This window comes from Clostridium brassicae (assembly GCF_026738875.1).
Lineage (GTDB): Bacteria > Bacillota > Clostridia > Clostridiales > Clostridiaceae > Clostridium_H > Clostridium_H brassicae.
Genome location: NZ_JAPQFJ010000017.1, coordinates 29,546 through 45,524 on the forward strand (window position 1 = coordinate 29,546; position 15,979 = coordinate 45,524).

General features: G+C 28.4%; 9 protein-coding genes and 1 pseudogene. 6 read left to right on the forward strand and 4 right to left on the reverse strand.

Annotated elements, in window-relative coordinates:
• Positions 1 to 148 precede the first annotated feature (148 nt).
• Positions 149 to 538, forward strand: a complete 390-nt coding sequence (locus OW729_RS14795) for a metal-dependent transcriptional regulator (RefSeq protein ID WP_268062324.1) — start codon at positions 149 to 151, stop codon at positions 536 to 538.
• 82 nt (positions 539 to 620) lie between these two features.
• Here the strand turns inward: OW729_RS14795 and OW729_RS14800 are convergent, their stop codons facing one another.
• Positions 621 to 2,681: a methyl-accepting chemotaxis protein gene (locus tag OW729_RS14800; RefSeq protein WP_268062325.1), complete on the reverse strand. Its 2,061-nt coding sequence runs from the start codon at positions 2,679 to 2,681 to the stop codon at positions 621 to 623.
• Positions 2,682 to 3,120: 439 nt separating this feature from the next.
• On the opposite strand from OW729_RS14800, the gene OW729_RS14805 reads away from it, so the two are divergent.
• Positions 3,121 to 5,133, forward strand: coding sequence for a methyl-accepting chemotaxis protein (locus tag OW729_RS14805; protein ID WP_268062326.1), 2,013 nt, complete (start codon positions 3,121 to 3,123; stop codon positions 5,131 to 5,133).
• Positions 5,134 to 5,221: 88 nt separating this feature from the next.
• Here the strand turns inward: OW729_RS14805 and OW729_RS14810 are convergent, their stop codons facing one another.
• Positions 5,222 to 6,517 carry an Ig-like domain-containing protein gene (locus OW729_RS14810; RefSeq protein ID WP_268062327.1) on the reverse strand — a complete coding sequence of 432 codons (1,296 nt, stop codon included), beginning with the start codon at positions 6,515 to 6,517 and terminating at the stop codon, positions 5,222 to 5,224.
• A gap of 564 nt (positions 6,518 to 7,081) precedes the next feature.
• Between OW729_RS14810 and OW729_RS14815 the strand changes: the two are divergent.
• Positions 7,082 to 9,302: pseudogene (locus OW729_RS14815) on the forward strand (glycosyl hydrolase family 18 protein).
• 135 nt (positions 9,303 to 9,437) lie between these two features.
• Here the strand turns inward: OW729_RS14815 and OW729_RS14820 are convergent.
• A complete protein-coding gene (locus tag OW729_RS14820) occupies positions 9,438 to 11,444 on the reverse strand; it encodes a chitinase N-terminal domain-containing protein (RefSeq protein WP_268062329.1) in 2,007 nt (668 codons plus the stop codon).
• A gap of 237 nt (positions 11,445 to 11,681) precedes the next feature.
• Here OW729_RS14820 and OW729_RS14825 point away from each other — a divergent pair, with 237 nt between their 5' ends.
• The 3 genes from OW729_RS14825 to OW729_RS14835 all read left to right on the forward strand — a co-directional run bounded on the left by OW729_RS14825 (position 11,682) and on the right by OW729_RS14835 (position 14,552).
• Complete coding sequence (locus OW729_RS14825; protein ID WP_268062330.1) at positions 11,682 to 12,401, forward strand: PadR family transcriptional regulator; 720 nt, start codon at positions 11,682 to 11,684, stop codon at positions 12,399 to 12,401.
• A 116-nt stretch (positions 12,402 to 12,517) separates the two neighbouring features.
• Complete coding sequence (locus OW729_RS14830) at positions 12,518 to 13,318, forward strand: flavodoxin family protein (protein ID WP_268062331.1); 801 nt, start codon at positions 12,518 to 12,520, stop codon at positions 13,316 to 13,318.
• A gap of 277 nt (positions 13,319 to 13,595) precedes the next feature.
• Positions 13,596 to 14,552: an aromatic acid exporter family protein gene (locus OW729_RS14835; RefSeq protein WP_268062332.1), complete on the forward strand. Its 957-nt coding sequence runs from the start codon at positions 13,596 to 13,598 to the stop codon at positions 14,550 to 14,552.
• Here OW729_RS14835 and OW729_RS14840 read toward each other — a convergent pair.
• The gene (locus tag OW729_RS14840) at positions 14,547 to 15,968 is read right to left on the reverse strand and encodes a glycoside hydrolase family 1 protein (protein ID WP_268062333.1); all 1,422 of its coding nucleotides are present in this window, start codon (positions 15,966 to 15,968) and stop codon (positions 14,547 to 14,549) included. The two genes, OW729_RS14835 and OW729_RS14840, sit on opposite strands and share 6 nt — an antisense overlap.
• Between the last annotated feature and the right edge of the window lie 11 nt (positions 15,969 to 15,979).

Here is a 15,979-nt window from a genome sequence, read left to right on the forward strand (position 1 = left end):
GTTTTTTATTTTAGAAGATAGGTTTATATAATGGGAAATGGTGAATTAATTGAAAAATATATCTAAATGTTATATCATAGTAAATACAATTATTAATTTGTAAAAAATATATTTTGTAGCAAAGAATATAATATTGTGGAGGATAATTATGTACGAATCAGGGGAAAATTATTTAGAAACAATTTTAATATTACAGAATAAAAATGGTAGTGTAAGATCTATTGATATTGCAAGGGAACTTAATTTTAGCAAACCAAGTGTTAGTCATGCAGTAGGGTTGTTAAAAGAATCTAAATATATTGAAATGGATAGTAAAGGGTATATAAGTTTAACTGATATGGGACGTAAAAAAGCAGAAGGTATATATGAACGGCATCAGGTATTAACTAAATTTTTTGCTGAAATAGCAAAGGTATGTGAAGAGGTAGCTGAAAAAGATGCTTGTAGAGTTGAACATATTATTAGCGAAGAAACCTTTCAAGGAATTAAGAAATTTTTAGAAAAGTTTAATAGTCAAGTAATTAAAGATAAATTTTGAATGAATGGGTTGCTTTAAATAATATATAAATAGACTTGATTAAGTTTCGCTAATCAAGTCTATTTATCAGTGTTTTTAATTTTTAATATTTAAACTTTGATACATCTATTTGCATGTCTTCTGCTAGTTTGGCTAAAGAATTACTAGCATTAGCTAAATCTGAAATAGAAGCATTTTGTTCTTCTACTGCAGCTGCAGTTTCTTCTGTCCCAGCGGCAGTTTCCTCTGAAATAGCAGATAGATTTTCAATCATTGTAATAATTTCATTCTTTTTGTCTTTCATATTATTACCTGATTTATTTAGCTCTTCTACTACTTTTTTCATTTCATCAATGGCCATTGCAATACCTTCAAATTTCTCATTTGTATTTTCAACACTTTTAGTTTGTTCTTTTGTATTAGTACTTACTTTTTCCATACTTTGAACTGCTTTTTCCATCTGAATTGCTAGTTCTTTAATTACTAAAGCAATTTCGTCTGTGAAGGCATTAGACTGTTCCGCTAATTTTCTAATTTCATCTGCGACTACCGCAAAACCTTTGCCTGATTCACCTGCCCTAGCTGCTTCAATAGCTGCATTTAAAGCAAGTAAGTTAGTTTGAGATGCAATATTTTTTATCATTTCACTAGCTGCTTCAATTTTCTCTGCACTATTATTGCTATCAATAATAATTTTATAAACTTCCTTTGATATATTTTCACTATCCCTAGTTTTTGTTACTAAATTTTTTAATGTAGTTATTCCTTCATTTTTTAAAGAGTCTACTTTTTCTATTGAATTGTTTAAGATAACCATAATCTGTTGATCGTTTGAAATAAGTTCTCCAAGCTCATTTATATTCATAGCACCATTTTCGGTTTGTTTCGCCTGAGTTTCTGCAGTGTTAGCCATTTCCTCCATAGTTTTAGAAATTTCATTTGCTGCTTCTGCAGTTTGTTGGCTAGTAGAGGTAAGTTCTTCTGATGAAGCTGCTACATGTTCTGCGTTTTCTAAAGTTTTCTTAGCAAACTCCCTTAAATTTACAGTAATATTATTAAAAGCTCTTGCTAATAATCCAATTTCGTCTTCCTTTTCAACTAACTCTTTTGATATATCTTTGGTAAAATCTAAATCTGCCATTTTGTGTCCATATTTTTCAAGAGCCTTAATAGGTTTTACTATAGCTTTTCCTATTAGGAAGATTAATGCTGCAATAATAATTGCGCCTATTACATAGCAAATAATAAGTAAGTTTCTTATCATAGAAATTTTTTTATTAAACTCACTTTGATCTATTACTGCAGCAACAGACCAACCGTTAGATGATACAGGATAATAACCTACATATTTATTTTGATCTTTATAAGAATATATTCCTGTACCTTGCTTTTGAGCAACCATATTTTTCCCGATTTCACCCATTCCTCCATTTTCTTTTGTTATATTATTTTTTAAAACCATTTCTTTTGAAGGATGATATACTAATTCACCTTTTTTGCTTACTAGAAACACGAATCCAGTTTCACCGATTTTATATTTACCCATTATATTAGGTAATTCATCAAGGAGTATATCAACACCAACTACCCCTAAACTAGTTCCTTTTTTGTCATATATCACCTTTATAATACTAATTACCATCTTTCCGGTTACAGAATCTACATAAGGTTCCGTATAGAGTACCTCTTCAGGTTTTAATTTTAAAGCTTCCTTATACCAATCTTTTTCATTGATAATCCAATTTGCTGGAGAGTCCCACTGATCTTGAGTAACTAAATAGCTGGCATCATGTAATCCAATCCATACTAAAGAAACATTTTTGTCCGTCTCTTTTATTTGTTTTAAAGAGAGTATTACATCATTGTAATTTGGATGATTTCGAATTTTGTCTTTAGTCTTTGCATCATTCATAAGTTTTATAACATCTTGATTTGTAGCCATTTGTCTTACTAAAACCTCATTTTTTTTAAAGAACTCGTTGTTCTGATTAGCGGCAGATTTAGCTTCTGTCAAAAGGTTTTCATAATTCATTTTGGTTACAATATCTTTAGTTTTTAATTCTAAAAAAATACCAGAAACTACAAAGACAACGAATACTGTTGTAAGTATATACAACATCATTTTGACAAAAATACTTTTTTTGATAACGTTTTTAACATGCATACCTTTTCCCTCCTTCATATTGGTAAATCTTAAGTTGTTTTACCTTTTAAATAAGGTTTTTGTCAAACTATTTTATGTTATTTATATTATATATTAGAAAAAATACAAAATAAATAATTTTATTTAAAAATATGTCTATTTTTCGGTAATAATTTAAAATAAATAGTATTTTATGTTTTATTTCACGATAAATTACCTAAATAAAATAGAATATGTAATAAAATCTTGATTTAATAAAATTTTTTTATGAATAATTATATATAATTCTATATTATAGAAAAAAATATAAATATAAGATATAATGGTATCAATAATATTGTTGAAAAAAGCATTCTTACAAAATACGCAAAATATAAAGAATTTTAATATTTTTTGGAATGAAAAATTTTCAAAATGGTTGAATGATTAAAAAATATAAGATTAAAAGGGGAGATGTTATGTGAAATCATTAAAAACCAAATTAATAGTTATATTTACATTAGTTATATTTGCTTTAACAGTAGGATTAGGAGTTATATGTATGAATATTGTTAGCAATAATTTAACTAAGGATTGTTACAAGGACTTAAAAAATTTATCTGTGGAAAAAGCCAATTATATAAAATCTAAGGTTGATGGTCAAATATTTTATATAGAAGCTATAGCGCAGGATGACAAAATTATTAATGAGAATATTCCTTGGGAGGAAAAGGTAGCTTATTTTGAAAAAGAAGCTAAAAGAGCTGGATATATGCGCTTTGCTTTTGCTGATAAAAATGGGAATGCTACTGTATTTAATAAACAAAGGGATACTGTAAATGTTAAAGATAGGGATTATTATCAAAAAGCTATCTCAGGTAAATCAGCTATATCAGATGTTATTATAAGTGGTGTAACAAAAGAACCAATAGCTGTTGTTGCATCACCTGTTGTAAAAGATGGTAAAATTTATGGAGTTTTTTATGGGGTAAGAGAAGGAACTTTTTTAAATGATGTTATTAGTAAAATTAAATATGGACAAACAGGATTCGGGATTATTATAAATGATAAAGGAACAACAGTTGGACATGCTAATAAAGAACTTGTTTTAAAGCAAAGTAATACTATAGAAATTGCAAAAAAAGATACAGCTTTTAAAAGTTTAGCAGATTTGATACAAAATATAATTTCAAAGAAAGAAGTTGGTAATGGAGATTATAGTTATAAAGGAATAAAAAACTCAGTGGGGTTTTCTCCTATAGAAGGAACTTCGTGGACTGTGGTATTTGGAGTAGAAACATCTGAGGCATTAAGTGAAGTACAAGACATTAGAAATATTATTCTTATATTATCTATAATAATAATAACAATAGGAGGTATAATTACTTATTTTGTTAGTAAGACTATATCAAAACCAATTGTTGCTACAACAACTGCAATGAATAAATTAGCTAAACTTGATTTTATATATGATGAAAACCATCCGTGTTTAAAATATATAAATAACAAGGATGAAATAGGAAATATGGTAAATGCTATAGTGCAGATGGAAAAAAATATTAGAGAATTTATTCAAAATACTTCTTCAACAATACAACAAGTATCTGCTTCTTCACAAGAACTAACAGCTACATCACAACAATCAGCTACAGCTGCTCAAGAAGTAGCAAAGACTATAGAAGATATAGCAAATGGTGCAGGAAATCAAGCAAAGGATACAGAAACAGCAGCTTTAAGTGTAGAAGATATGGAAAGATTGCTAGAAGAAAATAAAGAATACGTAAAAGAATTAAATGATGCAGCAAAAAATATAGAAAAAGAAAAGGAAGAAGGCTTTAGTATATTAAAAGACCTTATTTCAAAGACAAAAGAAAGTAATGATGCATCAAAAGATATATATGAAACTATACTTAGTAATAATAAAAGTGCAGAAAAGATAGAAGAAGCTAGTATTATGATTCAATCAATAGCAGAACAAACAAATCTATTAGCTTTAAATGCAGCAATTGAAGCAGCACGAGCAGGTGAACATGGAAAAGGATTTGCAGTAGTAGCGGAAGAAATAAGAAAACTAGCTGAAGAATCTAATAACTTTACAGAGGAAATAAAAAAGGTAATAGAAGAATTAAAAGAAAAATCTCAAAATGCAGTAGATATAATAGAAGAAGTAAAAGGAATATCAGAGGCACAATCAGAAAGTGTAGGAAAAACAAAAGAAAAATTTGATAGAATAGCATCTTCTATAGAAGTTACTAATAATGTTATAGAAAAGTTAAATGAATCAGCGGGAGTTATGAATCAAAATAAAGATAAGCTTGTAGAAATAATGCAAAATTTATCAGCAATAGCAGAAGAAAATGCAGCGGGAACAGAACAATCTTTAGCATCTATAGAAGAGCAGTCATTAAGTATAGAGAAAATAGCAAATGCTAGTGAAAGATTAGCACACATTGCACAGGAATTACAGAATATTATTAATGAGTTTAAAGTGTGAACTTAAAAAGAGGATGTAGGTTAAAAAAACCTACATCCTCTTTACTTATTATAATTTACACAAATCTATGGACAGTTTAAAATTTAATTTATTTAATTTCAAATGGAACTCTTGTTGCTTGGCTAAGTACTGATCCGTTATCTGATTTTACATCTTTACTTATAAATAGAGTGTATTTTTTCCCTTTTATATAATTCTCTACTGGTGTAATTTTAATTGCTCCTGTTTCTTTATCAAAAGCTATTTTAGTTTCAACAAGAGTATTATCAGAATCAACTACAAATATATTTTTTCCGTTAAATGATTCTAATTTAAGATTTTTATTAAATCTTATTGTCCAAGTTTTATTAGTTTCAACTGATTTATTTTTAGGAGTATACTCTTTTTGTTCAGCTATTTTATTTTTTAATTTTTCCAAAACAGGACTTTGGAAATTTTTTAATTTTTCCACGTTATCAGAAATATCTTTTTTTAGTTTAACTATTCTATCAACTATTTTAGCATATTCTTCACTAGTTTTATCAAGTTTACCTGATGGAGAATTTAATTGTTTCTTTATTGATTCAATTCTATTATTTAATGAATTTAGTTTTCCAATAAAGCTATAGCCACATATATTTTCTTCTTCCTCAGTATTTTCTTCTGTAACATCTGATACTTCCTCATTTATAGCATCTTGATCTTCTTCGGTAACGGTTTCTGTATCTGTGTTTTCTAATATTGGATTTTCTTCACTAGTTGTAGTAACTACATCCTCTGTAGTTTGATTTTCTACTTCATTATTAAGTTCTTCTTGATCTACTGTAGCTTGGTTTTCGGATTCTTCAGTGATTATTTCTTGATTTACTGGATCTTGGCTTTCTACATCTTGATTAGTTTCTTCTTGATTTATTGGATCTTGGCTTTCTATATCTTGATTAGTTTCTTCTTGATTTATTGGATCTTGGCTTTCTATATCTTGATTAGTTTCTTCTTGATTTACTGGATCTTGGCTTTCTACATCTTGATTAGTTTCTTCTTGACTTACTGGATCTTGGCTTTCTACTTCTTGATTATTTTCTTCTTCATTTACTACATCTTGGTTTTCTGTATCCTGGTTAGTTTCTTCTTGATCGACCTCGTCTTGATTCTGTGCTTCTGTACTAAAATATTTATTAATTCTTTCTGACGTGTATTTGATATCCTTTTCAATTTTATCTAATTTAATATTTATTTTTTGTAATTCCATTGCCATTTTGTCATTCTTTTTCTGTTTAAGCATTTCCTCAGTTTTACTATTTTTCTGTTGAATTTTGGGCATTGGTTTTGCTGAAGCTATTGTAGAAAATGAGAATGTAAGTATTAATGCTCCGACAAATCCTTTTATTTTGACAATTTTTTTCATTTTATAACCTCCCTTAGTAATTATTAGTTAAAAAATAATTTACATTATTAATTATCGTTAAAAAAATTTTTAAATTTAATTATTTTTTAAAAATTAAATATATTTTTTAGTTTAATTAACTTTTATAAAATAACAATTTTGATTATTGTTACAATACCTAAAGGTAAAGAATATAAAAATCAAAAACAAAATACAAAACTTAACAGTCAATATAAGTAAGAATATGTAATTATATAAGATAAGAGTTAGAGTATAATCAACATATAAATTTATTTAGAATATCTCAATATTTTGTCAAGAGCTATTTTAGTAAAACAAAGCAAAATGAAGATATTGTCAGAAAAGTATAAAAATAGATAGATTTAAATGATTACATGAATTAAATTGAATTAAATCCAATTTTTATCATTTAATATACAATGTTATAATAAAAATTGTAATTAGGAAAACGATTAATTAATAAATTATAAATATTAATTAGTGTTTTAAAAGTTATGAAATGTTTCCCAAATATTATAAATATGTCAAGTGGAGTAATAAATAATTATAAAGGAGGAAACTTTTATGACAAATTGTAAAAAAAATAAGCTAAAAGGGTATATGGGGTGGATTCTATCTTTATTTATCTTGTTTAGCATTATTTCTGTGAGAGGGGGGGATGTTAAAGCCAGTGAGAATAATCAATCTAAAAAAAGAGTTGTAGCCTATTTTACAGAATGGAGTGTTTATGGAGGACATAATAATTACAAGATATCTGACGTGCCTTGGGATAAAGTTACTCATATAAATTATGCATTTGCAACCATAAAAAACAATAAGATTGCTTTGTTTGATAAATGGGCTGCTACCGAAATGAATTTTGGTGATGGTTGGGATTCACCTTATAATGGCAATCTTGGACAGATAAAAAAATACAAGAAGTTATATCCAAATGTAAAAGTGCTTATATCTATAGGTGGATGGAGTCAATCAGCCGGATTTAATGGTGTAGCAAAAACTCCAGAAAACAGAAAAATTTTTTCTGATAGTGTTGTAGAATTTATTCGTCAGTGGAATTTAGATGGAGCTGACATAGACTGGGAATATCCTACTTTTAAAAGAGAAGGAGATACTATAGATAATCCTAATGACCAAGGAACACCTTGGGCAGATGAAGGAGAAAAACAAACCTTTACACTTCTTTTAAAGGACTTAAGAGAAGCATTAAATAATGCTGGCAGAGAAGATAATAAATACTATGAACTTACTGCTGCAGTTGGATGTGGAAAAGATAAAATAGAGAAGACTGAACCTGAAAAATATTCAGAATATTTAGATTTTATAAACATTATGACATATGATATGAATGGTGCTTGGGAAAATGTAACAGGGCATCAATCACCTTTATATAAAAATCCTTATGATAATCATGAGAATCAGTTAGTAAGAGAGTATTATAATGTAGATACAGCAATGAAGTTATTTGAATCTTATGGTATACCAAAAGACAAACTTGTAGTTGGATCGCCATATTATTCTCGTGGATGGAAAGGCGTAAAAAATGACGGACCTATAAAGGAACTTCCAGGGTTATTTGCTACAGCAACTGGTGGAGCAAAAGGAACATGGGATGGTGGACGTGCAGCAGGATGCAATCCGTATCATTATATAAAAGGCACTTTAGAGAAAGATTCATCTTTTAAAAAATACAGAGACCCTTATTCAAAAGTTCCTTATTTATATAGTGAATCCAAAGGAGAAATGTATACTTATGAAGATGAGATTTCTTTAGGTGAAAAAGTTAAATATGTAAAAGATAACAATTATGGTGGAATAATTTTCTGGGAATTAGCAGGAGATGCGCCTCTAAAAGGAAGCAGTTTAACAGATGTCATTTATAAAGGATTTTTTGGAGGTGGAGATATACCTTCAGACGACAAATTACCTGAAGCGCCAGTATTATCTTTGAAAAATAATGATACCTATGGAAATTATGATATTAATATAGCTATACCAGCAGCTAGTAGAGGCGATAAAGTTAAGTTATATGAAAATAATGAATTGATTTTAGAAGAAAAGTTAAGTGATTCATCTTCTAAAGATATAATAAAAAATTTCAAGGAAAAGAAAAAAGGAACATATACTTATACTGCAGAGATTATCAATAAGTATGGTAGTTCTAAAGGCAACAGTATAGTAGTAGAAGTATTAGATCCTAATGCTTTAATTGCACCTGTTATTTCTGTAGATAAGGAAATTAACATAGGAAATTACAAAATATCTATAGAAGTTTTAGAAAATAATAAAGGTAACTTAATTAAACTATATGAAAATGGAGTAGAGGTTTTAAGCGAGAGTATTGATGGGTTAAATAAAAAAGTGTTTACTAAAGAATTCAAAGGTAAAAAAATAGGAGAATACACTTATAAAGCGGAGATAGTAGGAAAAGACAATAAGATAGAAAGTAATACTTTAAAAGTAATTGTAAAAGAAGATAATCCATCATCTAAAGAAAAACCAGCAAAACCAGTATTAACTCATGATAACTGGGAAAATAAAGATAGTTATAATATTACTATGAATATGTGGTGGGGAGTTAATGGAGACAAAATAAGATTATATGAGAATGGGGTTTTAGTTAGTGAAGCCAATTTAGTTTCTAATACTCCTCAAGCTCAGACGTATAGCTTCAAAGTAACTGAAAGAAAGACTGGTAAATATACCTACTATGTAGAGCTTATTAATGAAGCTGGTGCAACTAGAAGTGATGATTTAGTTGTAAATGTAACTGGAAAGTAATAAATAAAGTAGCTAGATTTAATATAAAAAGCTCTTAAGTGTAAAAATGCACTTAAGAGCTTTTATATTTTAACACACAATAATTGTTGTACTATCTAACAGCATAGTAACTAGATCTTACACAATAATATTGGTAAATTAACTAGCCAATATTATTAGCTGAGTTTATTTGTTCTATCCATGAAGGTCCAGATGGAGCAGGTTGTTTGTTTTCAGGAAGATGCTTTTCACAAACTCTTAGAAGTGTTAAGAAATCATACCTTAAAGATACATGGTCTCCACCCCAATGCTTAGAAAGTACATCATAAGCTTTTTTAACATCCTCTTTCATAGCATTCCATTCATCATCACTTGGTATGCTTCTTCCATAATATAATCTTAATTCTTTGAAGTAGTTTTCCATATCACTCCAAGTTATTTCAGCATCATAGAAGTTTTCTGTTTCTGAATCCATGGCTTTGATAACATTTTCGATATTTTCAATATGATTAGCAAATCCAGAGAGATTAAACTCTTTATTTATGTCAGAGGAGTTAATAAGCTGATCTCTATGCTCTGTGAATAATTTTCTTTGAAGTAAGCCATAAACACCTCTATTGTAAGCATTATCAACTAAAACGAATTCTGCCCAAGGATCTTTACATTGCTTTAAGCAACCTTTAAAATCATTATTTGGGATAGCATATAAAAGTTCTCTTGTCATTGTAAGACTCATGTAAGAAGACATAGCAGCATGCACATAAGATGGATCATCAGGTTCACCAGTTTTTAAAGTTACATAATTTCCGTGTTCTGCTGAATCAGGAAAATAATCAGGGTATTGTTTTTTTATTTCGTTAAAGTTACCTTTTTCTTGTTGAAAAGGACCATCTGGATGTTTCTTTTGAATCGGCCATGACCAATCTTCGCCATCAATTGTAACAATATTTTCTGTGTAACCGGACTTTAAGGGAGCTAGTCCACAAGTGAAGTTTTCTTTTATTGACAAACCAATCATAAAGTTTGGATTTAATCCAAAATACTCAGTGCCTGTACCAATTCCCATAGCTAAGTACTTAGAAGGCATCCAGATTCTTAAACCATCTACGCCATTTACAGGAACAGGCATTTTCTTTGGAAGTGGTAGTACAAGTTGAGTACTTGATGCTGGATTATCATACATAAGTTTATTTCCAGTATTAACTTTAACTTTAGGATTATAGTAATCATCTTTGTTAGATATTAAATCCTTTTCATTTAAATCAGGTTTATTTTTAGTAAAGCTTGCAGGAAGAGAAGCAAAAGTAGGATAAGAAATATCTCCTCTAATTAAGTTTGAATTAAAGTTTGTAGGTACTTTTGAAGAGTTTTTTTTGCCTTTAACCACAAATATTCTAGTAGTATCATAAGGTAAAAATCTTTCTTCTTGTTTTACATTAATAATTACCTTTTTACCATCTTGTTTAAAAGAGGCTGCATTAGAAATTGAGGTTATTTCATTATCAGTTTCAAAAGACATTCCCCATAAAGAAAAACTACTACCTTCCCATACATACTTTTTATTAGGATTTGAAACAAATACTGCCCACTCAAAATTGGTATCGTCTTCATTTAAAACAGTATATCCTACAGCAGGTTCTCCACTAGCAGATTCAGGTAGTGGAACTTCGATAGGCTTATCATTCTTAGTTACTTCATGAACTATAGTATTTTGGGATTTTGTAACACCAGCTGAATTTATAAGTTCAGCAGTATACTTATATGTTCCATTGCTTTTATCAGTAAATTTAACTTCAGCATGTTGGGCATTTGGTGAATTGTTTACAAGCTTAACTTCTTTGACTAATTTGCCATTTTCGTAAAGTTTCCAAACATCACCATTAGTACCATACCACAGATTCATTGAAATTGTGTAATTTGGAGAACCATCCCAGTTATCTTTAGAAATTTGGAAAGTAGCAGGAGCACTAGTTTCGGTACTTAAAATTTTTGAATTCCCCTTTAAAGTATTAAGTATATAAGAATTATCATTGGATGTAACTTGTGCTTTAGCATCTTTTTCCCATTGAGTTTTTTCTAAAGCACAAACAGGTGTAGATGCACCTAATAATATAGCTGCTGAAAGAGCTAAGGCATTTGCTTTCTTAACAGATTTAAATTTATTATTCAAAAAAAACACCTCCTTATATTACCTACATAGTAAATGTTTAGAATAATATTGTCAATATATAACATTAATGAAAATAATTTCTCGGAATAAATTAACTCTAATTAGCTAATTTATTTACAACCAAAAGTTATTTATTATAAAGGATGAGTAATAAATAAGAAAAAGAATATTGACAATATCCAATGTTGAATATAATATATAAATATACAATGTTGGATATTATGGAGGGTAAAATAAATGATTAAAGCATTTATATTATATTATTTAAGTATAAAGCCAACTCATGGATATGAGATTCAAAAATTCATTCAAGCTAATCATATGGATAGCTGGACTAAAATCCAGTCTGGTTCTATTTATTACGCTATTAATAAGCTTGAAAAAGAAGGGTTAATAGAGCTTTTAAAGAAGGAAAATATAGGAGCTAAAGAGAGAAAGATTTATAAGATGACTTCTAAAGGACAGTTAGAACTTCAACAATGTTTAAAAGAAGAACTGAATAAAGAAATTTATGATATAGGGTCAGATAAATTTATTATTTATCCTATCTTAAATGGTATTGAGAAAAAGGAAATCGTAGCACAGGTGCAAAGGCATATTAAATTATTAAAGGCGAAAAAGGAAAGAACTAGGGAATGGCAAAAAATTAAAGTAAAAGAACAAACCTTAAAAGTAGAGGCTGTTTGTTTTGAAATGATGTTATCAAGTTTAGATTATCAAATTAAGTGGCATGAAACACTACTCGAAGAAATTGATTCTTGTATGTTGTTAAGCAAACAAATTTCTGATTTTATTAAAGAAGTAGATTTTTCTACGGTAGAAGATATGGATAAAGTCATGAAGTGTTCTAACCAACAATTAGATATTGAAGGATTTAAACAGGAGATTCTTGATACATCAAATCCACAGAAAGCAGCTGAAAAACTTGAAGAGCTTATTAAAATGCTTAAAAAATAGAATTAACCTATCTAGAAAGTGAAAGCTAGATAGGTTAATCTTAAAGCTACGATATCCAACATTGGATATCGTAGCTTTAAGATTAACTATATTATAAAATAAATGGAGGGTTATAAATGAATATACTAATATTGATGGGAAGTCCACGTAAAAAGGATGGGTACAGTGTATGTAAACTAATAGAAAATAAGATTAATGAAAGAAATCAAAGAAATCAAACAAAATTTGAATATGTGTATTTAAAAAGTCTTAATATTGAAGATTGCAGAGGGTGTAGTTTGTGCTTTCATAAAGGAGAAAATTATTGTCCTATTGAAGATGATTTAAAAACAATAAAGCAAAAACTTATAAATGCTGATGGTATTATTTTTGTATCACCAGTATATGCGTGCCAAATAACAGGCTCATTCAAAAGAATGATAGAAAGATTTTCTTATTTGTTCCATAGACCAGAACTGGTTGGAAAACCTGCACTAACAATTGTAACAACAGCAGGAGGAGGTCAAAAAGCAGTAACAAAATATCTTAAAATGACAGCTTGTGGATGGGGATGTAATTTAACAGGTTCTATAGAAATTATTTCACCTATGTTTTTTAAGGAAGATGGCAACAATAGGCTTTTTAAGAAAAAATATTTTGACAAAAAATATAAAAATATTGAAAAGTTGACTACAAACTTTTATGAAACAATACAAAGTAAAAGATTACCTGTACCAGGCTTCTATGAAATTTATATGTTTAATGGTTTGAGAAGCAAGACATATACTTCAATGTTAGATTATAAATATTGGGATAGCAAAGGATGGCTAGATTCAACATATTACTATGATATAAACATTAGTAAAGTTAAAAAGTTGTTTGGTTCTTTTATAAATAAAATTATAAAATATATGTGGGAAAAGATGCAAAGTGAATAAATCTATATATGAGGCAAGTCTTTTATATCATTTTTAAAAATTATAATTTAATAAGCTTTTTTCTTTAAGGTTTTTGTAATTAATGATATTATATTTATATTATACTTGTTATTTAAAGGAATTGCATAATTGAACAAGTACATGACTTACACTACGTATTTCAAATTACTAATTATGCAGTTTATTTATTAAAAAAATAGTAACAGATTAAAATCAATACAATACAATCTAGACTTTATAAATATAATTAAAGTTAAAAGGAATGTGGTTAATTAATATGAAATTTATGGGATACAGGACATTAAAAACAGGTATAGGTAGTGTTATTGCTATGATTATTGCACAAAAACTTGGGATTGAATACGCAGCATCTGCAGGGATTATTACTATTTTGAGTATTCAAAGTACAAGAAAACAATCTATTGAAATGGCTTTAAAAAGAATATATGCTTGTTTTTTAGCTTTATTAATTTCATTTATCCTTTTTAAATTAATAGGCTATAATTATGTGGTTTTTGGTTTGTTTTTGTTAATTTTCATTCCATTAACAGCTAAATTTAATTTACAAGAGGGGATAGTTGTAAGTTCTGTTCTTGTAACTCATTTGCTTGTTGAAAAATCAGTTTCTTTATTTTGGATTAGAAATGAGTTGGCACTTATGGTTGTGGGGATAGGAGTTGCACTTTTATTAAATCTCTATATGCCAAATACAGAGAACAAAATTAAACAGGATCAAATTTATATTGAAGAAAAGATGAAGGAAATTCTTTTTCACATGGCAGAAGCTTTAAAAGAACATTATACATCAATAAAAGATGATGAATTATTTAGTGTTCTCGAAAAAAAATTAAAGTCGACTAGAAAAAGAGCATATAAAAATTTAAACAACTATTTTTTATTAGATGTAAGTTATTATGTACAGTACATAGAAATGAGGATAAAACAGTTTAAGACTATGAAAAGGATGAAAGCACATTTTCAACATTTTTTTATGACTTACGAACAAACTATTATGATTTCTGATTTTACAATAAAGGTAGCTAACTCAATATATGAAGAGAATACAGCAGAAAATTTATTAAATGATGTAGAGATATTGAGAAAAAGTTTTAAAGAAATGGCTCTACCTTCAACTAGAGATGAGTTTGAAAATAGAGCTATGCTTATTCAGTTCTTAAATGATATGGAAGAATTTATAAAAATAAAAAATGAATTTAGAGAGAATTTATTATAAATTTTTTCCCTTTGAGTGAATAACATCTTTATACCAATAAAAGCTATCTTTTTTTATTCTTCCTAAATCCATTAAATCATCATCAGTTCTATTTATATAGACAAATCCATAGCGTTTACGAAATCCACTAGTGGTACTTAATAAGTCCATAAAAGACCATGGACAATAACCAAATAATTTAACACCATCATTAATAGCTAAATTACATTGAGTTAAATGGTTTTTATAAAAATTAATTCTATATTCATCATGAATTTTATTATCATCTGTTAAAGTTTCAATACCACCTATACCATTTTCAGTGATTATAATGGGCAAATGATATCTATCATTTAAATCATTTAACAATACTCTTAATCCTATAGGATCCAATTCCCAATCCCAATCTGTTTTTTTTAGGTAAGGATTGGGGAAGCCCTCATAAAGACCAGGAATAATTTCAAAGGAAGTTGATCCTTTTTTTCCTTCAGTATTAAGAGTAACATCTCTATTTTCTGCATTTTCTGGCGCATATCCAACAACTCTGCTTTGGTAGTAGTTAATACCTAAAAAATCTGGTTTTGCAGATGCGATTAGTTCCATATCTCCATTTTTTATGGTTGGTGCAATGTTGTTTTCTTCCATGTACTTCCATACATTTTTTCGATAATATCCATGTACATAAAGGTCTGTAAATAGATAAGTACGAAAGTCATCTGCTTCTTTTGCAGCTTGAATATCTTCAGGTTTACAACTTTTAGGATAATTAGGTGAAATACCTATAGCAGGTCCAATTTGCCCTGTAGGAACAATTTCCCTAAAAAGCTTAATGGCTTTAGCATGTGCTAACATCATAATGTGATTCATTTCATATTTTTGTTTTTCTAGGGAAATTTCATTATTAAAAATCATTAGGTAGGGGAGAAGAAACATATTACTTTGTTCATTAATGGTAAACCAATATTTAATCTCCTGTCCCAAATTTTTAAAAAGAACTTCACAATAATAAGCAAAATCATCAATAATTTTTCTATTAGACCATCCACCATATTCTTCTTGTAAACAAAGTGGTAAATCAAAATGATAGATAGTTACTAAAGGTTCAATGCCATTATCTCTTAACTCTTTTACAAGCTGTTTGTAAAATTCAATTCCTTTTTCATTGACTTTACCTCTTCCGTTAGGTAACACACGTGGCCAAGATATAGAAAATCTATATGCTTTCATTCCGAGTTCCTTCATTAATTTTATATCTGCTTTAAAATGGTGATAATGATCAGAGGTTATGCTTGTATTTGCATAGTTGGAATTAATATTGGCATCCACAATCGACATGGTTTTCCCATCTTCCAAGTAAGCTCCTTCAAATTGATAGGCAGCTGTAGCTGCTGCCCATAAAAAATCATCTGGAAAGGCTCTAGGATTTTTATATCTCATCTTTATTTACT